Here is an 18510-nt window from a genome sequence, read left to right as displayed (position 1 = left end):
TGTCGGTCACCGGCGTCACTGCGCCAGCGAGACGATGCTGATCAGCCCCGGGTACAGGGCGAACAGGACGGTGACGGGCAGCACCAGGAACACGACCGGGACCATCATCGCGATCTCCTTGCGCCCGCCTGCTTCCAGCAGCCGGCGCTTGCCGGCCTCCCGGACGTCGGCGGCCTGGGCCCGCAGCACCTCGGCCAGCGGGGTGCCGCGCTCGATGGCCACGATCAGGCCGTCGACGAAGCGGGCCAGCGGGTCGAGTGAGGTGCGGTCGGCCAGCTGCTGCAGCGCATCGACCAGCGGCACCCCGGCGCGGGCCCGGGCCAGCGTGGCGCCCAGCTCCCGGGCCAGCTCACCGCCGGAGAGCCGGGTGACCCGGGCGATCGCCGCGGTCGGGCTCTCCCCCGCCGTCACGGCCAGCGCCAGCAACTCGGCCACGACCGGGAACTCGGCCAGCAGCAGCTCCTCGCGTCGCTGCACCTGCTGGGTCAGCCACCAGTCACGGCCGAGCACCCCGCCGACCAGCCCGGCCACGCACAGCAGCACGACCGACAGCAGGTTCACCGACCCGGTCAGCGCCGAACCGGCAACCGACAGGACGGCGGCGCCCAGCAACCCGAGCCCGCCCCACACGACCTGCTCGATCCGGAAGTCCTCGACGCTCGTGTCGGCGTTCAGCGCATCGAGCCGCCGCCGCACCGCCACCCGGCCCCCGAGCAGCCGGTCGACGTGCCGGGCGCCGTCGGCCAGCACCGGCCCGAACACCCGCCGGGCGGCGCTGAGCAGCCCCGGCTGGGTGGCCGTGCCCAGCAGCCGGGACGGCGCCGGGCTGTCGTGCACGTAGGGCGCGAGCCGGTCGACCAGCCGCACCTGCCGGAACGGCGGGGAGAAGCTCACCGCCAGCAGCACGCCGGAGGCCGCGACCAACCCGAGCAGCATGCCGATCAGCCCGGCGCTCACGACGACATCACGCCGCTGCGCGGCCCGTTCGTTCCGCTCCTCGCTCGCTGGCGCTCGCTGCGATGCTCACTCACTGGAGCACCCGCACGTCCTCGGGCAGCCGCCCGATCTTCAGCATCAGCCGGTAGGCCAGCAGGCACACCCCGCCGCCGATGAGCAGCAGCGCCGTCCCGACCGGGGTGTCGTAGGCGGTCAGGGTCTGCTGCTGGGTGGCGAGCAGGAGCAGCACCACCCAGGGCGCGGCGACGGCCAGCCGGGCAGCCTGGATCACCCATCCCTGCCGGGTCTCCAGCTCCGCCCGGGCCCGGGCGTCCTCGCGGAGGAACGCGGCCAGCGTGCGCAACACCCGGCCCAGGTCGCTGCCGCCCACCTCGCGCGCCACCCGCAGCGTCTCCACGATCCGATCACCCACCGGGTCGGCCAGGTCGTCCTTCAGCCGGTCGAGCGCGTCGCTGAACCGGCCGCTGGACCGGTGGTCGGCGGCGAACCGGGCGAAGGAGCCCCGCAGCACCTCCGGGCCTCGGACGGCGAGCGCCGACAGCGCCTCGGGCAGCGACAGCCCGGCCCGGACCGCCGACGCCAGGTTGTCCACCACCTCCGGCCAGACCTCCCGCAGGTCCGCCCGGCGCTTGGCGGCCAGCCGGCGCACCAGCAGGTACGGCACCGCCGAGCCGAAGACGCCGAACGCCAGGCTGATCGTCACCGTCTGGGTGGTCAGCAGCACCAGCAGCAGCGCGGCGACACCGAGGGCGACCTGCAGCGCGAGCAACTGGGCGGAGTTGATCCCGGTGAGCCCCGCGGCGGCCAACAGCTGCTGACGCCGTCCCGGCCGGGACGTGCCCGCGCGGCGGACCGGCGCACGGGCGCCGCTGCGCCAGATGAGCAGCAGCCCGACGCCGAGGGCCAGCCCGAGCAGGCCACCGGGCACGCTCACGCGGTCCGCCGCTCGGCCGGGTCACCCAGCAGTGCGGTCAGATCGAAGCCGTGGGCGGCGTAGCGGTCGGCGTGCGGCGGGTAGCCGTCGGCGCGTACCAACCGGCCGTCGCGGGTGGTGAAGACGTCGGCGGTCTCCACGATGCTGCCCTCCGTGCGGCCGGACAGCGCCACGACCTCGCGCAGCCGCCGCGCACCGCTGGGCTCGGTGCCCACGTGCACCACGAGGTCGACGCTGGAGGCCACGGTCGGGACGACGAAGGCGTGCCCGATGTTCTCCCCGGCCAGCAGCGGCAACGTGCACATCTTGACCACGGCCTCGCGGGCACTGTTGGCGTGCAGGGTGCACATCCCCGGGAGTCCGGAGTTCAACGCGATCAGCAGGTCCAGGCACTCCTCCTGGCGCACCTCGCCGACGACCAGCCGGGAGGGCCGCATCCGCAGCGCCTCCTTCACCAGCCGGCGCAGCGGGATCTCCCCGGCGCCCTCGAGGTTGGCCTGCCGGGTCTGCATCGCCACGACGTCGGGCAGCGGCACCCGCAGCTCGAACACCTCTTCGCAGGTGACCACGCGCTCGCGGGCCGGCACCGCCGCGCACAGGCAGTTCAGCATCGTGGTCTTGCCGGCCTGGGTCCCGCCGGACACGAGGATGTTGAGCCCGGCGGCGACGGAGGCCTCCAGGAAGCGGGCCACCTGCGAGGTGAGCGTGCCCAGCGCGACCAGCTCGTCGAGCGAGTGCGCCTGCAGCACGAACTTCCGGATGTTCACCGCCATGTGCCGCCGCGTCACGTCCGGGATCACGACGTGCAGCCGGGACCCGTCGGGCAGCATCGCGTCCACGAACGGGGTGGACATGTCGATCCGTCGACCCGAACTGCGCAGCATCCGCTCGACCAGGTCCGCCAGCTGCCCGGCGCCCAGGATCGTCGTCGTCAGCTCACTGCGGCCGCGGCGGGCGACGAACACCCGCCCCGGCTCGTTGACCCAGATCTCCTCGACCTCCGGGTCGTCCAGCCACCGTTGCAACGGCCCGTAGCCGGCCACCCGGTCCAGCACGTCCCGGACGACGCCCTCCTGGTCGCCCACGGGCGGCAGCGTGGAGGACAGCGAGCGCTCGGAGTAGTCGGCGACCACGTCCCGCACGAGCATCCGCACCGGCCCCGGATCGCCGAACGGGTCCAGCCCTCGGCGGCGGATCAGCTCACGGACCTCGCCGTCGACGAGTTCGACGGCAGAGCTCGCCACCGGCACGACACCCCCGTTGAGCAGCCACTTGGTCAGATGAGTCCAGCGACTGTAAGGGGACGATCACGTCTCGCGGGGAGCCCTGTGGACGAAGAGTGACCACTCAGCCGCAGGGTTCACCCGTTCAGGCGACGCCTGCGGCCAGGCCGCCCAGCAGTCCTCCCCGCGTCGGCTACCGCCTGCGCCGTTTGGCCACCTTGCGGCGGGTGGCGACCGCGAACGTGAGGAACGCCAGCACCACCAGTGCGGCGAGGATCAGGACCAGGACCAGCCAGGTGCCCACAGGACCCACCTCCGTCGGGTAGACGTCCGAGCATCCCAGCGAACCGGCCTCGATGGCGAGCGCCTCGAGCGGCGGCCACCCGCCCCTCCGATCCCTCGGCCATGCGCACCCTGTGCCATCCCCTGTACGTGCAGTCGCTGTAAGAAGAGCGCCACGTGATTCGTCCTGCGCGTCGATGGCCACCTCGCGGCTGCGGGATCCGCCCACCAGCGCGCTGGTGGGCTCGCGTACTGCCCGGCCGGCTCGCTACCGTGCAGGCCGAAGTCGAACGCCGAGGATCGAACGCACCAGCACCGCGAGCCTGCCCATTGCCAGGCTCACCCGGGACTCACGCACAGCCGCGCGACCGCGCGGCCGGCGAGGGATGAGGCGGCAGATGAACCGGTACGTGAGAGTCGGTCTGATCGCGCTGATCGCGATCGCGACGGTCCTGACCCCGGGCGCCAGCACAGCCCAGGCGGTGGAGCGGACGGTGACCTACACCGTCTCCACGCGCGGTGCGGTCGCCGGCGATCTCGGCCACTTCTCCGCCGTGGCGGCCGACACGCTCGCCGACCACCGCGGCTGGGCCCTCGGCGGCACGCTCGCCTTCCAGCAGGTCCCCTCCGGCGCCGACTTCGACCTCGTCCTCGCCTCCCCCGCCGTGGTGGGGAACGCGGCGCCCGGCTGCAGCAGCACCTGGAGCTGCCGGGTCGGTCGGACCGTCTACATCAACGACGAGCGGTGGCGCCTGGGCACGAGCTCCTGGACGCTCGGGCTCCCGCTGTACCAGCAGTACGTGATCCTGCACGAGGTCGGGCACTGGCTCGGCCTGGGCCACCGGGACTGCCCGGGAGGGGGCCAGACGGCCGCGGTGATGCAGCAGCAGTCCATCTCGCTGCAGGGCTGCCTGGCCAACGTCTGGCCGCTCATCGCCGAACGGGAGCAGGCCGGGCGCAACCAGGGCGTGTCGGTGAACTGGTCCGCCATCGAGCAGCTCTACCGGGCGCTGGGCCAGGCCGACGGTGCGCTCGGTCCCCCCGTGACCTGGGAGAAGCCGACTCCGGACCAGGTCGGCCAGTTCCAGCACTACGCCGGCAGCGGCGGCGCCTCCATCTACTGGACCCCCGACACCGGAGCCCACGAGGTCTACGGCGCCATCCGAGGCCGCTGGACAGACCTCGGCTGGGAGACCGGACCACTGGGCTACCCGGTGACCGGCGAACGCCCCACCCCCGACGGCATCGGCCGCTACAACCACTTCAACGGCAGCGGCGGCGCCTCCATCTACTGGACTCCCACCACCGGAGCCCACGAGGTCTACGGCGCCATCCGCGCCCGCTGGACAGACCTCGCCTGGGAGACCGGACCACTGGGCTACCCGGTGACCGGGGAACGGGCCACCCCCGACGGCGTCGGGCGCTTCAACCACTTCAACGGCAGCGGCGGCGCCTCCATCTACTGGACCCCCGACACCGGAGCCCACGAGGTCTACGGCGCCATCCGTGCTCGCTGGTCGGAGCTGGCCTGGGAGGCGGGGCCAGTGGGCTACCCGGTGAGCGGGGAGTACGCCGTCGAGGGCGGGCGCCGCAGCGACTTCCAGGGCGGGTCGATCGTGTGGGACCGGGCCACGGGCAGCACCGAGGTGCTGTTGGCGGACTGACCGCCGCGCCGAACAGGGGTTGTCGGCGGGCACGTGAGCCGCCAGGGTGTTCCCCACCCGTCGGGGACCACCAGGCGTGACCGGTCCCCCACACGGACTCACACGTGGGAGGCACCGTGTCCGCCGACGTCATCGGGCTCAGCCTGTTGGTGCTGGGCGTCCTGCTCCTGGTCGCCAAGCTCATCCGGATCCGCTCGCGGATCGCCCAGAAGCTCTTCCTCCCCAGCTCGATCATCGGCGGCTTCCTGGCCCTGCTGATCGGCCCGGAGGTGGTCGGCTCGATCGCCGAGGCGATCGGCGGGGAAGGCGCGCCGCTCACCGGCGGGCTGTGGCCGGCCGAGTTCCTCGACGTCTGGGCGTCGCTGCCCGGCCTGCTCATCTCGGTGGTCTTCGCGACGCTGTTCCTCGGCGAGCGCATCCCCAAGGTGAAGGAGGCCGCCGAACTGGCCGGCCCGCAGCTGGCCCTCGGCGTCACCATGGCGTCCGGCCAGTACGTGATCGGGCTCCTGCTCGCCGTCCTCCTGCTGGTGCCCTTCCTCGGCCAGGACCCGATGGTCGGCGCGCTCATCGAGGTCGGCTTCGAGGGCGGTCACGGCACCGCGGCGGGGCTGGGCGACACCTTCGCCGAGCTCGGCTTCCCCGAGGGGCAGGACCTCGCGCTCGGCCTGGCCACGGTGGGCGTGGTCGCCGGTGTCGTCGTCGGCATCGCGCTGATCAACTGGGGGGTGCACACCGGCCGCGCCGAGGTGCTGGAGAGCGATGCGCAGACCTCGCTCGCCGAGCAGCGCGGGCTCTACGAGCGGGAGGAGCAGAAGCCGGCGGCGATGCTGACGGTGCGCACCGCCTCGGTCGAGCCGCTGGCCATCCACTTCGCCATCGTCGCCGTGGCCATCCTGGTCGGGCTCGCCCTGCTGGAGGGGCTGCAGGCGCTGGAGCGGCTGCTGTGGGCCGACACCGTCGAGCTCTTCGAGTACGTGCCGCTGTTCCCGCTGGCGATGATCGGCGGCGTCGCGGTGCAGAAGCTGGTCGACCGCTTCGACTACACCGGCATCGTCGACCGGCAGATGATGCTGCGGATCCAGGGCATCGCGCTGGACCTGCTGATCATCAGCGCCCTGGCGACGCTGTCCATCCAGGCGATCGCGGACAACTGGGTGACCTTCCTGCTGCTGGCCGTCGCCGGACTGTCCTGGAACGTCGGGGTCTTCGTCTTCCTGGCCCGCCGGATGATCCCGCGGTTCTGGTTCGAGCGCGGCATCGGCGACCTCGGGCAGTCCCTCGGCGTCACGGCCACCGGACTGATCCTGATCCGGGTCGCCGACCCCAACGCCGCCACCCCGGCGATGGAGGCCTTCGGCTACAAGCAGCTGGCCTTCGAGCCCTTCTTCGGCGGCGGCCTGGTCACCGCGGCGTCGCTGCCGCTGATCGCCCAGTTCGGCGCGGTCCCGCTGCTGGTCTTCATGGCCGTCCTGCTGGCCGTGTCACTGGGGATCGGCATCTTCTACTTCGGGCGTCGCTCACCGGCCGAGGAGGAGGCCCGGGTCGCGGACAGCTCACCCGACGGCGGCCCCTGACCCGGCGGCGGGTCAGCCGCGCGGCAGGACGGCGTCGATCAGGTGCGGCCCGGGCTCGGCCAGCGCGGCACGGAACTGCTCGGCCAGCTCCTCCGCCGTCCTCGCCCGGGTGGCCGGCACGCCCATCCCGGTGGCCAGCGCGACGAAGTCCAGCGCCGGCCCGCCCAGGTCCAGCAGCTTCCCGGCGCGCTCCCCGCCGCCGGCCGCCCCGACGCTCTCCAGCTCGCCGGCCAGGATCGCGTAGGCGCTGTTGTCGCAGATGACGGTGGTGACGTCGAGACGCTCGCGGGCTTGGGTCCACAGCGCCTGGATCGTGTACATCGCGCTGCCGTCGGCCTGCAGCGAGACCACCGGCCGGTCCGGGCAGGCCACCGCGGCACCGACCGCCACCGGCATGCCCTGCCCGATCGCGCCACCGGTGAGGGTCAGCCAGTCGTGCGCCGGCGCACCGACGGTCGCGCTGGGCAGGAAGTGCCCGCTCGTCAGCGCCTCGTCGACGACGATCGCCCGCTCGGGCAGCAGCGCGCCGACCACCTCGGCGAGGGCCTTCGTGTCCAGCTCCCCGGTGGGCAGGTCCGGACGGCGCGCCTCGGCCAGCTCCGGGACGGCGTCCGGGGCGGTCAGCTGGGCCAGTGCCTGCAGCGCCGCGACGCCGTCCTCCCCCGGGGCGGCCAGCACGTGCACGGTGCAGCCCTCGGGCACCAGCCGGCCGTCCATGCCGGGGTAGCCGAAGAACGCCACCGGCTCGGCCGCGCCGACCAGCACCAGGTGCTGCACGCCGTCCAGCTGCTTCCGGGCGCTGTCCGGCGCGTAGGGCAGCTTGAGGACGTCGGGCAGCCCGGCCCCGCGCTGCATCCGCGCGGGCGACCGCTGGGACAGCAGCCGGGTGCCGGTGCCCGCGGCGACCTGGGCAGCGGCCCGCAGCCCGGGCTCGAGCACCGCGTCGCCGCCGAGGAAGAGCATCGTCGAACCGCCGAGCACGCCGGCCACCTCCTCGACCAGGGAGGCCGGCACCTGCGGGAGCGGACGCCGCGCCGGGACGGCGGCCACCCGCGCCCCGTCGCTCCAGGAGACGTCGGCCGGCAGCACGAGGCTGGCCACCTGACCGCGGGCGGCGGCGGCGATCGCGTCGGCGGTGTCCGCACCGACCTCACTGGTCGCCAGTGACCGGCGCACCCACCCCGACACCGTGCCGGCCAGCGCGTCGATGTCGGACTCCAGCGGTGCGTCCAGCCGCTTGTGGGTCAGCGCGTGGTCGCCGATGACGTTGACCAGCGGCGTCCGTGCCCGGCGGGCGTTGTGCAGGTTGGCGATCCCGTTGCCCAGCCCCGGCCCCAGGTGCAGCAGCGTGGCCGCCGGCGAGCCGGTCATCCGCGCGTACCCGTCGGCGGCGCCGGTGGCGACCCCCTCGAACAGGGTGAGCACGGCCCGCATCTCCGGGACGTCGTCCAGCGCCGCGACGAAGTGCATCTCCGAGGTGCCGGGGTTGGCGAAGCAGACGTCCACCCCGCCGTCGACCAAGGTGCGGATGACTGCCTGCGCGCCGTTCACGGGACCTCCCGACCAGGGCCGCGCACCGGCGGGCGACCTCCCGGCAGCCTCGCACGGGGACTCCCGGGCGGCGATCCGACTGCGGCAGGATCACCGGCGTGGCCGCTGCCGACCTGGTCCCCGAGGTGCGTGCCGCGTTGCGGGCGGCCGCGGACCCCGAGCGGGGCCGGGCGATGCAGGCCTACCTGAAGACGGCGGAGCCCTGCCTCGGGGTGCGGCTGCCGGAGGTCCGCCGGATCGTCCGGGCCGCCGCGGCGACGCACCCCGCGGACGTCGAACGGGCAGCAGGTCAACTGTGGCAGGAGGCGTCCGCCCGGGAGGAACGGCACGCCGCCATCACGCTCACCGGTCTGCCGGCCTCCCGCGGCGACCTGCGGCTGCTGCCGCTGTGCGAGGAGATGATCACCACGGGCGCGTGGTGGGACCTGGTCGACGGCGTCCAACCCCGGGTCCGCGACCTGCTGCTCGCCCACCCGGCGCAGCTGCGGCCGGTGCTCCAGAGCTGGGCGCGGAGCCCGGACCGCTGGCTGCGGCGAAGCGCCGTCATCGCCCAGCTCGGCGCCAAGGAGCGCACCGACACCGCGTTGCTCACCGAGGTGATCGAGGTCAACGCCGACGACCCGGAGTTCTTCGTCCGCAAGGCGATCGGCTGGGCGCTGCGCGAGCACACCAAGACCGACCCCGACTGGGTGCGCCGGTTCCTCGCCGAGCACGAGCTCAGCCCGCTCTCCCGCCGGGAGGCGGCCACGCACCTGGGCAGCTCAGCCGGCTGACCCGCAGCAGTCGCACTCCCCCGTGCAGCCGCACGACCAGAGCGACCCCCACGAGCGCCTGCGGCGCCGACGTCTCATGCGGGCCTTCCTACCGCGGTCAGAAGGTGAGGACCAGCCGTCCCCGCACGCCACCGGCCTCGAGCCGGCGGTGGGCCTCCGCGGCCTTCGCCGCCGGGAAGGTCTGCGCCACGCGGAGGGTGATCTCGCCCTTCTCCACCTGCTCGCGCAGCCGGTCCAGCTTGGCGTGCTCCTCGGCGTAGTCGCGCACCATCACCGGGAACACCCGCAGGTCGCGCTGCCCGTCGCCGCGGTAGCCGCGGACCGTCGCGACCGCCCCGCCGTCCTTCACGGCGGGCAGGACGGCGGCGTCCTGCACCGAGCCGTCGGCCAGCCCGTCGACACCGTCGGGGAACTCCTCGCGGATCCGCGCCGCGACGTCGTCCCCCCGCCGGACGACGACGTCGGCACCCAGGTCGCGCACCAGCTGCTCGTCCTCGGCCTTGGCGTCGGCCACCACCGTCAGCCCCTCGCCCTTGGCCAGCTGGACGACGTAACCACCGAACGCCCCGGCCGCGCCGGTCACGGCGAGCACCTGGCCCGGCTGCAGCGCCATCCGGTCCAGCGCGAGCCGGGCGGTCAGCCCGTTCATCGGCAGCGTGGCCGCCGCGGCGTCGCCGACGCCGTCGGGGGCGCGGGCGATCGAGCCGGCGGGCAGCACGACGTCCTCGCGGTAGCCGCCGTGGGCACCGGTCGGGACGACGACGCCCATCACGTGCTCACCGACGTGGATGTCGGTGTCCGCGCCGTCGCCGATCTCGTCCAGCACCCCGGCGACGTCCATGCCGGGCACGTAGGGGAACTCCTTGACCGGGTCACGCTGTGCGTAGGTGCCGTTGCGCGCGTAGGTGTCGGTCGGGTTGACCGCTGCGGCCGTCACCCGCACGCGCACCTGTCCAGGACCCAGCGGCTCCTGCGGCACGTCGACCAGGCGCAGGGCCTCCGGTCCACCGAACTCCGTCACTCCTGCAGCTCTCATGCCGAGTGCAAGGCGCCCACCCCCCGCCGATGTTCCACCTGCCCCTGGCCCTGGCCCCACCAAAATGGCCATTTTGGTGGACCCGGGGGACCGGTCAGCGCTTGCTGGCGTACTCCTTGAGCAGGCCGCGGCTGATGATCGTCTTCTGGATCTCGCTGGTGCCCTCGCCGATCAGCAGGAACGGCGCCTCGCGCATCAGCCGCTCGATCTCGTACTCCTTGGAGTAGCCGTAGCCGCCGTGGATGCGGAACGAGTCCTGGGTGACCTCGCTGGCGAACTCGCTGGCCAGCAGCTTGGCCATGCCGGCCTCGACGTCGAAGCGGGCGCCGGAGTCCTTCAGCCTGGCTGCGCGCACCATCATCGTGTGGGCCGCCTCGACCTTGGTGGCCATCTCGGCGAGCTTGAAGGCGATGGCCTGGTGCTGGGCGATCGGCTTGCCGAAGGTCTCTCGCTGCTGGGCGTAGGAGATGGCCAGCTCGAAGGCCCGGATCGCGACCCCGCAACCCCGGGCGGCGACGTTCACCCGGCCGACCTCGACGCCGTCCATCATCTGGTAGAAACCGCGCCCGGGCTGCCCGCCGAGGACCTTGTCCGCGCCGATCCGGAACCCGTCGAAGCTGGCGTCGGTGGTGTCGATCCCCTTGTAGCCCATCTTGTCGATGCGCCCGGGGATGGCGAAGCCGGGCAGCCGCTCGCCCAGGCCCGGGGTCTTCTCCACCAGGAACGTGGTCATGTTCTTGTACGGGGAGTCGCTGCCCTCGTCGGTCTTGACCAGGAAGGCGACCAGGGTGGCGTTCTCCCCGTTGGTCAGCCACATCTTCGAGCCGCTGATCACGTACTCGTCGCCGTCCCGGGTGGCCTTCGTCCGGATCGCCGCGACGTCGCTGCCCAGCTCCGGCTCGGACATCGAGAACGCGCCCCGCAGGTCGCCGGTGGCCATCCGCGGCAGGTAGTCGGCCTGCTGTTCCGGGGTGCCGTGCTGGGTGATCAGGTGCGCCACGATGAAGTGCGTGTTGATGACGCCGGAGACGCTCATCCAGCCGCGGGCGATCTCCTCGGCGACCAGCGCGTAGGTCAGCAGCGACTCCCCCAGCCCACCGAACTCCTCACCGATGGTGAGCCCGAAGATGCCCATCTCCGCCAGCCCCTCGACGATCTCCGTCGGGTAGAGGTCCCCGTGCTCCAGCTCCTGGGCCCTGGGGATGATCTCCTTGTCCACGAATCTGCGGACCGTCGACAGGATCTCGATCTGGACGTCGGTCAGGTCCGCGGTCTGGGCCAGGCGGGTCATGCGCACGCTCCTCGGGACGACGGTGTCTCGGTTACCGGCGAGTATGGGGCACGGCCGGGCCGGTCCTGCGGCGTCTCGGCCGCCCAGCTGCAGCGGTTACCGTCGCTGTGGTGACGCACCGCCATCGCCTCCTCGTCCCCGTTGCCGTTGCCCTCCTGGCGGTGGCCGGGTGCGGGGCCAGCGAGGAGCCCGCCGACGCTGCGGCGACCAGCGCGGGCACCGCCGAGCCCGCCCCGGCCGGCGCGGCCGCCGAGGCGGCGGCAGCGGCCGACCCCGCCGCCGCACAGGACCCGGCCCGGGCGATCGTGGCCACCGCCCTGCGGGCAGCCGACCTCCCCGGGGGCTGGTCGGTGCAGGCCAACCCGGTCCCCTCGGACGCCGACCTGGCGGGGAACCCCAGCCTCGACGGCATCTGCGGCTACACCTTCGCCTCCGAGTCGCAGCGGACGGCGAAGCAGCCCGTCGTGGGGCTGGACGCCGAGGGCACCGCGCAGCTGTCGTCGGAGGCGATCGCCTACGCGACCCCGGCCGCCGCGACGGCCGCCGTCCAGGAGCTGGTCGAGGCGTTCGCCCGCTGCCCGGTCGAGGAGTACACGTTCGAGCCCGGCCCGAGCGCGGAGGGCCTGGCCGCCAACAGCGTGGTCTTCCAGTACCGCCTCGGCGACGGCACCACCCAGGTCGTCCTCGCCCAGGCGCGGGGCCAGGTGCTCTCGGTGCTGATCGGCGACGATCCCGAGATCACCGCCGCCGCGGGCCGGTCGATCGCGACCCGCATCGCCGCGTTGCCTGCCGAGGCGATCGGCGCCTGACCGGCACACTGACGCGGTGAGCCAGGACGACTTCTACCGCGGGGACCCGCCCGCCCACGGGCCGCCGCCGCCCTACGCGCCACCTGGCCACGGACCCCCGGCCTATGGACCACCCGCCTACGGACCACCGGGTTACGGACCGCCGGGTTACGGACCGCCGGCCTACGGACCGCCCGGGTACTGGCCGGGCTGGCAGCGGCGGACCAACCAGCTGGCGATCGTCGCCCTGGTCGCCACGTTCCTCTTCGCGCCGGTCGGCCTGGTGCTCGGCCTGCTGGCCCGCGGCCAGATCCGGCGGAGCGGCGAGCAGGGCGACGGCCTGGCGCTGGCCGCCGTGATCGTCGGCGGCCTCGGCACCACGTTGATGGCGACCGGGCTGGTCGTCTGGATCGGCCTGCTCGCCTCGATCAGCGACGGCGCCTTCGCCCCCTGACGGCGCTGCTGGTCAGCTCTCCGGCGGGGTGAAGGTCGAGGTGCGGGACATCCCGGCCGCGCGCCCCTTGCCGGCGATCACCAGCGCCATCTTCCGGCTGGCCTCGTCGATCATCTCGTCGCCGAGCATCGCCGAGCCCTTCTTGCCGCCGGCCTCCGAGGTGGCCCACTCGTAGGCGTCGAGGATCAGCTCGGCGTGGTCGTAGTCCTCCTGCGACGGCGCGTAGATCTCGTTGGCCGCGTCGATCTGCCCCGGGTGCAGCACCCACTTGCCGTCGAAGCCGAGCATCGCCGAGCGCTTGGCCACCTCCTCGAACGCGGGCACGTCGCGCACCTGCAGGAACGGCCCGTCGATGGCCTGCACCCCGCGGGCCCGGGCGGCCATCAGGATCGTCATGAGGATGTGGTGGAACGGGTCGCCCGGGTAGTCCGGGTGCAGGGCACCGACCACCAGCGAGCGCATGCCGATGCTGGCCATGAAGTCGGCCGGGCCGAAGATGATCGTCTCGATCCGGTCGCTGGCGAAGGCGATGTCGTTGACGTTGATCAGGCCCTGCGCGGTCTCGATCTGCGCCTCGATGCCGATCCGGCCGACCTCGAGGCCGTTGCTCTTCTCGATCTGGGTGAGCAGCAGGTCCAGCGCCTTCACCTGGGCGGCATCGGCGACCTTCGGCAGCATGAGGCAGTCGAGCTCGGCGCCGGCACCCTCCACGACCTCGACGACGTCGCGGTAGGTCCACTCCGTCGTCCAGTCGTTGACCCGGACGGTGCGGATCGTGCTCCCCCAGCCGCCCTCGTTCAGCGCGGCGACGATGTTCTTCCGCGCCCCGGGCTTGGCCAGCGGGGCGCAGGCGTCCTCGAGGTCGAGGAAGACCTGGTCGGCCGGGAGGCTCTTGGCCTTCTCCAGGAACCGGGGGTTGCTGCCCGGGACGGCGAGGTTGGAACGACGGGATCGGAGCTCGGCCACGGTGCCTCCGCTACTGGTCGACGTTGGTTACCGGAGAGTAGCGACGTCCCGGATCAGACCGGGTCGGCCTCCGGGGTCGGGCGCCCGCCGCGGATCACCAGCGCCACCCCGATCACCACGGCGATCATCCCGGGCAGCGCCAGCAGCGGCGGGACCTGCTGCAGCAGCACCAGCGCGACCAGGAGCGCGCCCGGCACCTCCAGCAGCACCGCCAGCCCCACCACCGTCGGGCCCACCGAGGAGAGCACCAGGTTCAGCAGCGTGTGCCCGAACAGCTGCGCGCAGACGGTGATCGCGGCGATCAGCCACCAGTCCCGCGCGCTGAAGCCGGCCAGCGGCACCCCGACGACCAGTGCGGCGAGGGCGAGGACCACCGCACACGTCGAGTAGCAGACGACGGCGTAGGCCGAGGTGGTCAGCCGCTCCCGCGCCCGGGCCCCGGCGAGCATGTAGCCACCGGCGCAGATCGCCCCCAGCAGCGCGAGCCCGTCACCGGCCAGCGCCGTCCAGGACACGGTGACGTCGACCCCGGCGATCAGCGCGGCGCCGAACACCGCCAGCGCCAGCCCCCACCACACCTGCCGGGGCAGGTGGACGCCGGAGACGCGGGCGGCGAGCGCCGTCCAGATCGGCGTCGTCGTGACGAGTGCGGTGGACGCGGCGACCGTCGTCATCGACAGGCTGGGCAGCCAGGCGGCGAAGTGGGCAGCGAGGAAGAGCCCGGCGACGACGGAGCTGACCAGCTGCCGGGGTCGCAGGCCGGTCAGCGTCGCGCGCTCGCGCAGCAGCAGCACCGGCAGCAGCAGGACGGCACCGGCGGCGTTGCGCCAGAAGGCGATCGCCAGGAACGAGGTCGCGACCATGGCGGTGAGCGGGCCGGAGAACGACACCCCGATGACGGCCACCGCCATCAGCGCGACGTCCCGGCCACCCGGCCGGTGCACCGCCCAGGGCGACACCGACGGGGCGGCGGGATCGGTCACCGCTCGCGCCGGTGACCGGGGCGGGGCGGCGGGATCGGTCACCGCGCCGGGACCCGGATGGTGCCGCTGGCGATCGGCAACACGGTGCCCGCGACGGTGGCCGCGGTGGCCCGGCCGCCGGCCGCGGTGACCGTGCAGGACAGCACCGACGGCCGGCCGAGCTGCTCGCCCTGCCGGATCGTGTACCCCGTCGTCCCGTCCGCGGGCACCAGGCCGGTCGCCGCCAGCCAGACCCCCGCGCCCAGCGCCGCCGAACCGGTGGCCGGGTCCTCGCCCCAGCGCAGGTCGCCGGCGAACACCCGGGCGTACGCGGTGGCCGTGCCGGCGTCCCAGCTGAGCACCGAGACGCCCTCCCCCACGCCGAGCAGGTCCAGCGCGCCCTGGTCCGGGCGCGCCCGGTCCACCGCCCCCGGGTGCACGGCCAGGTAGGCGAAGGGCAGGCCACAGCCGGCCACGTGCACCGGGGAGTCGGCCAGGTCCGCGGCGGACAGCCCCAGCGCGGCCGCCAGGACGGCGGGCTCCGGCCCCGGTTCGAGGGTCGGCCGGCCACCGTCGAGGGACGCCCCCGCGTCGTCCACGGTCAGGTCGAGGACGCCGACGCCGCACTCCTGGCGCACCTGACCGGCGGGCAGCCGACCGGTGCGGACCAGCGTGTGCGCGGCCCCGACGCTCGGGTGCCCGGCGAAGGGCAGCTCGGCGAACGGAGTGAAGATCCGCACCCGGTAGTCGGCGTCGGAGGTGGTGGGCGCGCAGAGGAACGACGTCTCCGAGAGGTGGAACTCGAAGGCCAGCGCCTGGCACTGCTCGGTGGTCAGCCCGTCGGCGTCGAACACCACCGCCAGCGGGTTGCCGGCGTAGGGCCGGGGCGCGAACACGTCCACGACCTCGTAGCTGAGTCGATCGGGTCCCGGAGCCGCCACGACGGCGACGGTAGCCTTCCGCTCCGGTGGCCGAGATCCCGAGGTCACCGCCGGCCACTGGTCCCGGGACCGACGCAGCATCGAGGAGGGCCAGTGACGACGGTGACGAGGGCGTACGTGTCCCGGGTGGCCGGGCTGACCGTCTTCGACCCCAACGGCGACCGGGTGGGCAAGGTCCGCGACGTGCTGATCGCGCTGCGGGTCGGCACCGCCGCACCGCGCGTGCTGGGCCTCATCGTCGAGGTGGTGCCGCGGCGCCGGATCTTCTGCCCGATGGGCCGGGTCACCGGCGTGGACTCCGCCTCGGTGCGGCTGTCCTCGGGCACGGTCAACCTCAAGCGCTTCGAGCAGCGGGCCGGGGAGACCCTGGTGCTGGGCGAGCTGCTGGACCGGCGGGTGGTCATCCAGGAGTCCGACCGGCCGGCCGCCGTCGTCGACGCCGCCATCGAGCAGACCCGGACCGGTGACTGGGTCGTCTCCCGCCTCGCCGTCCAGGAGCCGGGCCGGCTGGGCCGCCGCGGGCAGCTGCACCAGCTGGCGTGGGACGAGGTCAGCGGGCTCGCCCTGCCCGAGACCGGGCAGAGCGCCGAGACGCTGATCGCCACCTACCGCGAGCTCAACGCCGCCGACGCGGCGCATGCCCTGCAGGAACTGCCGATCAAGCGGCGACACGAGGTCGCCGAGGCGATGGACGACCCCCGGCTGGCCGACGTGCTCGGCGAGCTGCCCGAGGCCGACCAGATCACCATCCTGGGCACCCTGAAGGAACGGCGGGCCGCCGACGTCCTGGAGGAGATGGACCCCGACGACGCCGCCGACCTGCTGGCCGAGCTCTCCACCCTGGACCGGGACCGGCTGCTCGAGCTGATGGAGCCGGACGAGGCCGAGCCGGTGCGCCAGCTGCTGAAGTACTCCGAGGACACCGCCGGCGGGATGATGACCAGCGAGCCGGTGATCCTCGCCCCCGACGCGACCATCGCCGAGGCGCTGGCCCGGGTCCGCACCCCCGAGCTCTCCCCGGCGCTGGCCAGCCAGGTCTACGTCTGCCGGCCGCCCTCGGCCACCCCGACCGGGCGGTACCTGGGGCTGGCGCACATCCAGCGGCTGCTGCGCGAGCCGCCGTCCGGCCTGGTCAGCGGGGTGCTGGACGACCTGGAGCCGCTGCGCCCGGAGACGCCACTGACCGAGGTCACCCGCTACTTCGCGACCTACAACCTGGTGGCCGCGCCGGTGGTCGACCCGCAGGGCCGGCTGGTGGGTGCGGTCAGCGTCGACGACGTCCTGGACCACCTGCTGCCCGAGGACTGGCGCGAGAGGTCCCGGCGTGGCTGAGGCCGAGCGGCGCGCCGACCTGCGACTGGACCAGCCCCGCACCGCCCGGGGCATCGGCAGCTTCCTGCGGCTGGACCCCGACGCGGTCGGCCGGTTCGCCGAGGGGATCGCCCGGTTCCTGGGCACCGGCCGGTTCCTGGCGGTGCAGACGATCCTGGTGATCGTCTGGATCGCGCTGAACGTGGTCGCGGTCGACCTGCGGTGGGACCCCTACCCGTTCATCTTGCTGAACCTGGCCTTCTCCACCCAGGCCGCCTACGCCGCACCGTTGATCCTGCTCGCGCAGAACCGGCAGGCCGACCGCGACCGGATCCAGGCCGAGGAGGACCGCAACCGCGCCGCGCAGACCCGCGCCGACACCGAGTACCTGGCCCGGGAGCTGGCGTCGCTGCGGGTGTCGGTCGGCGAGCTGGCCACCCGCGACTTCATCCGCGGCGAGCTCAACCGGCTGGTGCCCGAGGGGCCGGACGACGAGGCCGCCGAGCGCAAGAAGAAGAGCAAGAAGCGCCGCGAGGCGGCCGGCGACCCCGTCAGCTGACGGGTCGGTCGCGGACCGCGGCGAGCGTGGCGGCGACCGGGTCGCCTCCGGCGGTGTCGACGACGGTGTGCCGGTCGTGCCACTGGTCGACCCGCCGGGCCCGCACCTGCTCCCAGGTCGGGACGACGTGGCCGGCGAGGTCGGCGGAGCGCTCCTCGACCCGGCGCCGGTGCTCGGCCCGGTCGGTGCAGATCAGCCGCACCCAGTGCACCGGGACCCCGTGCCGGGTCGCCAGGTCCCGGAACGGCCGGCGGGCGGCGGCGACGTCGAAGACCGCGTCGACCAGCACGTCGGTGCCGGCGGTCAGGCAGGTGTCGGCGGCGGCCAGCGCCAGGGCGTAGCCGTGCGCGCCGACGTCGTCCGGTCCGGCGACCAGCTGCTGCCGGACCAGCGCCGTCTCGAAGGCGTCGATCCGCAGGTGTGCGGCCGGCAGCGCGGCCGCGACGACGCGGGCCACCGTCGTCTTGCCCACCCCGGGCAGACCACCGATCACGACGAGCACGCCAGGCCCCTCACACGAACCGCTGCAGCAGGTCCAGCGCCCGCGGCGCCAGCCAGACCGCCGGGACGGCGAGGGCGCCGGCCCACAGCCGGGTGCGCGAGTCGCGGGGCAGCACCGCCACCAGCACCACGGCGGTGACCAGCTCGGCGACCACCTGCACCGGCCGGTCTGGCAGCTCCAGGCCGGGCTGGACCCACTGCAGCCACAGCTGGCGGGCCGCGCCGCTGCCGAGCACGAGACCGGCGGGGACACCCAGCAGCGCCCCGGGCAGCCGGCCCGACCGGTGGGTGGCCCAGTGGACGGCGGCGCCGGTGGCCGGCACCGCCGTGGCCGAGAGCAGCAGCCAGGCGACCAGCAGCCGGGCGGACCAGCCGAAGTCCAGCACCAGCGCGGCCCACGCGTAGTAGGCGACGGTCATCGCGGCGAAGAAGACCCCGGCGCGGGCCGCGGCGGCGGGCACCGTGGGCGCCCGCCAGCCGATCAGCGCGACGACGAGCACCCAGGCCGCGGGGTAGGTGCCGAGGTCGGCCGCCCACCGCCAGCCCGACTCGTCACCGGCCTTCGCCGCGACGCCCGCGACCGCGCCGGCCGCCGTGGCCAGCAGCAGGGGTGCCTTCCTGCGGGCGGTTGCCTCGGTGGTCGCCGTCACGGGTCCGATCGTGCCGTCGCCGGCGGTCTCCCGGGGCCAGCCGCGCCGCACTGCGGTGATCGACTGCACACCGAGCAATCTTGCACAGTGTGC

General features: G+C 73.9%; 18 protein-coding genes. 7 read left to right on the top strand and 11 right to left on the bottom strand.

Annotated elements, in window-relative coordinates:
• Window positions 1-15: 15 nt before the first annotated feature.
• The 3 genes from O2V61_RS04490 to O2V61_RS04480 all read right to left on the bottom strand — a co-directional run bounded on the left by O2V61_RS04490 (window position 16) and on the right by O2V61_RS04480 (window position 3135).
• Complete coding sequence (locus O2V61_RS04490; RefSeq protein ID WP_269182125.1) at window positions 16-957, bottom strand: type II secretion system F family protein; 942 nt, start codon at window positions 955-957, stop codon at window positions 16-18.
• A 70-nt stretch (window positions 958-1027) separates the two neighbouring features.
• On the bottom strand, window positions 1028-1891 hold the full coding sequence (locus O2V61_RS04485; protein ID WP_269171068.1) for a type II secretion system F family protein: 864 nt from the start codon (window positions 1889-1891) through the stop codon (window positions 1028-1030).
• Window positions 1888-3135, bottom strand: a complete 1248-nt coding sequence (locus O2V61_RS04480; protein WP_269182124.1) for a CpaF family protein — start codon at window positions 3133-3135, stop codon at window positions 1888-1890. The genes O2V61_RS04485 and O2V61_RS04480 overlap by 4 nt, the downstream gene beginning before the upstream one ends.
• 659 nt (window positions 3136-3794) lie before the next feature.
• Between O2V61_RS04480 and O2V61_RS04475 the strand changes: the two genes are divergently transcribed.
• Window positions 3795-5060: a DUF3152 domain-containing protein gene (locus O2V61_RS04475; protein WP_269182123.1), complete on the top strand. Its 1266-nt coding sequence runs from the start codon at window positions 3795-3797 to the stop codon at window positions 5058-5060.
• 116 nt (window positions 5061-5176) lie between these two features.
• A complete protein-coding gene (locus O2V61_RS04470; protein WP_269182122.1) occupies window positions 5177-6634 on the top strand; it encodes a sodium/glutamate symporter in 1458 nt (485 codons plus the stop codon).
• 12 nt (window positions 6635-6646) lie between these two features.
• Here the strand turns inward: O2V61_RS04470 and O2V61_RS04465 are convergent, their stop codons facing one another.
• Window positions 6647-8185: an acetolactate synthase large subunit gene (locus O2V61_RS04465; protein ID WP_269182121.1), complete on the bottom strand. Its 1539-nt coding sequence runs from the start codon at window positions 8183-8185 to the stop codon at window positions 6647-6649.
• Window positions 8186-8283: 98 nt separating this feature from the next.
• Between O2V61_RS04465 and O2V61_RS04460 the strand changes: the two genes are divergently transcribed.
• Window positions 8284-8958, top strand: a complete 675-nt coding sequence (locus O2V61_RS04460) for a DNA alkylation repair protein (RefSeq protein WP_269182120.1) — start codon at window positions 8284-8286, stop codon at window positions 8956-8958.
• A gap of 97 nt (window positions 8959-9055) precedes the next feature.
• Here O2V61_RS04460 and O2V61_RS04455 read toward each other — a convergent pair whose 3' ends face one another.
• Together O2V61_RS04455 and O2V61_RS04450 are read right to left on the bottom strand one after the other, a co-directional pair.
• The gene (locus tag O2V61_RS04455; protein WP_269182119.1) at window positions 9056-9994 is read right to left on the bottom strand and encodes an NADP-dependent oxidoreductase; all 939 of its coding nucleotides are present in this window, start codon (window positions 9992-9994) and stop codon (window positions 9056-9058) included.
• 94 nt (window positions 9995-10088) lie between these two features.
• On the bottom strand, window positions 10089-11285 hold the full coding sequence (locus O2V61_RS04450) for an acyl-CoA dehydrogenase family protein (RefSeq protein ID WP_269182118.1): 1197 nt from the start codon (window positions 11283-11285) through the stop codon (window positions 10089-10091).
• 110 nt (window positions 11286-11395) lie between these two features.
• Between O2V61_RS04450 and O2V61_RS04445 the strand changes: the two genes are divergently transcribed.
• Window positions 11396-12094 carry a hypothetical protein gene (locus O2V61_RS04445; protein WP_269182117.1) on the top strand — a complete coding sequence of 233 codons (699 nt, stop codon included), beginning with the start codon at window positions 11396-11398 and terminating at the stop codon, window positions 12092-12094.
• Window positions 12095-12110: 16 nt separating this feature from the next.
• Window positions 12111-12527 (top strand): DUF4190 domain-containing protein, encoded by a 417-nt coding sequence (locus O2V61_RS04440; RefSeq protein WP_269182116.1) that lies wholly within the window; start codon window positions 12111-12113, stop codon window positions 12525-12527.
• A gap of 12 nt (window positions 12528-12539) precedes the next feature.
• Here the strand turns inward: O2V61_RS04440 and O2V61_RS04435 are convergent, their stop codons facing one another.
• The 3 genes from O2V61_RS04435 to O2V61_RS04425 are packed head-to-tail and all read right to left on the bottom strand — an operon-like array spanning window position 12540 to window position 15396.
• Window positions 12540-13493, bottom strand: a complete 954-nt coding sequence (locus O2V61_RS04435) for an HpcH/HpaI aldolase/citrate lyase family protein (protein WP_269182115.1) — start codon at window positions 13491-13493, stop codon at window positions 12540-12542.
• 53 nt (window positions 13494-13546) lie between these two features.
• Entirely contained in the window at window positions 13547-14476 is a 930-nt protein-coding gene (locus tag O2V61_RS04430) for a DMT family transporter (RefSeq protein WP_269182114.1), read from the bottom strand.
• Window positions 14477-14514: 38 nt separating this feature from the next.
• Window positions 14515-15396 (bottom strand): PhzF family phenazine biosynthesis protein, encoded by an 882-nt coding sequence (locus O2V61_RS04425; protein WP_269182113.1) that lies wholly within the window; start codon window positions 15394-15396, stop codon window positions 14515-14517.
• Window positions 15397-15489: 93 nt separating this feature from the next.
• Between O2V61_RS04425 and O2V61_RS04420 the strand changes: the two genes are divergently transcribed.
• Both O2V61_RS04420 and O2V61_RS04415 read left to right on the top strand, forming a co-directional pair.
• A complete protein-coding gene (locus O2V61_RS04420) occupies window positions 15490-16728 on the top strand; it encodes a magnesium transporter MgtE N-terminal domain-containing protein (RefSeq protein WP_269182112.1) in 1239 nt (412 codons plus the stop codon).
• Entirely contained in the window at window positions 16721-17266 is a 546-nt protein-coding gene (locus tag O2V61_RS04415; RefSeq protein WP_269182111.1) for a DUF1003 domain-containing protein, read from the top strand. The genes O2V61_RS04420 and O2V61_RS04415 overlap by 8 nt, the downstream gene beginning before the upstream one ends.
• On the opposite strand, the gene O2V61_RS04410 is transcribed toward O2V61_RS04415, so the two are convergent.
• Together O2V61_RS04410 and O2V61_RS04405 are read right to left on the bottom strand one after the other, a co-directional pair.
• Window positions 17259-17768, bottom strand: coding sequence for an AAA family ATPase (locus O2V61_RS04410; RefSeq protein ID WP_269182110.1), 510 nt, complete (start codon window positions 17766-17768; stop codon window positions 17259-17261). The genes O2V61_RS04415 and O2V61_RS04410 overlap by 8 nt on opposite strands.
• A 10-nt stretch (window positions 17769-17778) precedes the next feature.
• Entirely contained in the window at window positions 17779-18417 is a 639-nt protein-coding gene (locus O2V61_RS04405; protein ID WP_269182109.1) for a DUF6518 family protein, read from the bottom strand.
• Window positions 18418-18510: the final 93 nt, after the last annotated feature.

It is taken from the genome of Modestobacter sp. VKM Ac-2985, from assembly GCF_026967925.1.
In the GTDB taxonomy this organism is placed as follows: domain Bacteria; phylum Actinomycetota; class Actinomycetes; order Mycobacteriales; family Geodermatophilaceae; genus Modestobacter.
Note: the sequence above shows the minus strand (reverse complement) of the source record. Positions and strands in the feature narration are given on the sequence as shown.

Excerpts from the sequence above, each read along its gene's own strand:
- O2V61_RS04475 (WP_269182123.1), top strand. The coding sequence starts at position 3,795 with ATGAACCGGTACGTGAGAGTCGGTCTGATCGCGCTGATCGCGATCGCG.
- O2V61_RS04455 (WP_269182119.1), bottom strand. The coding sequence starts at position 9,994 with ATGAGAGCTGCAGGAGTGACGGAGTTCGGTGGACCGGAGGCCCTGCGC.
- O2V61_RS04450 (WP_269182118.1), bottom strand. The coding sequence starts at position 11,285 with ATGACCCGCCTGGCCCAGACCGCGGACCTGACCGACGTCCAGATCGAG.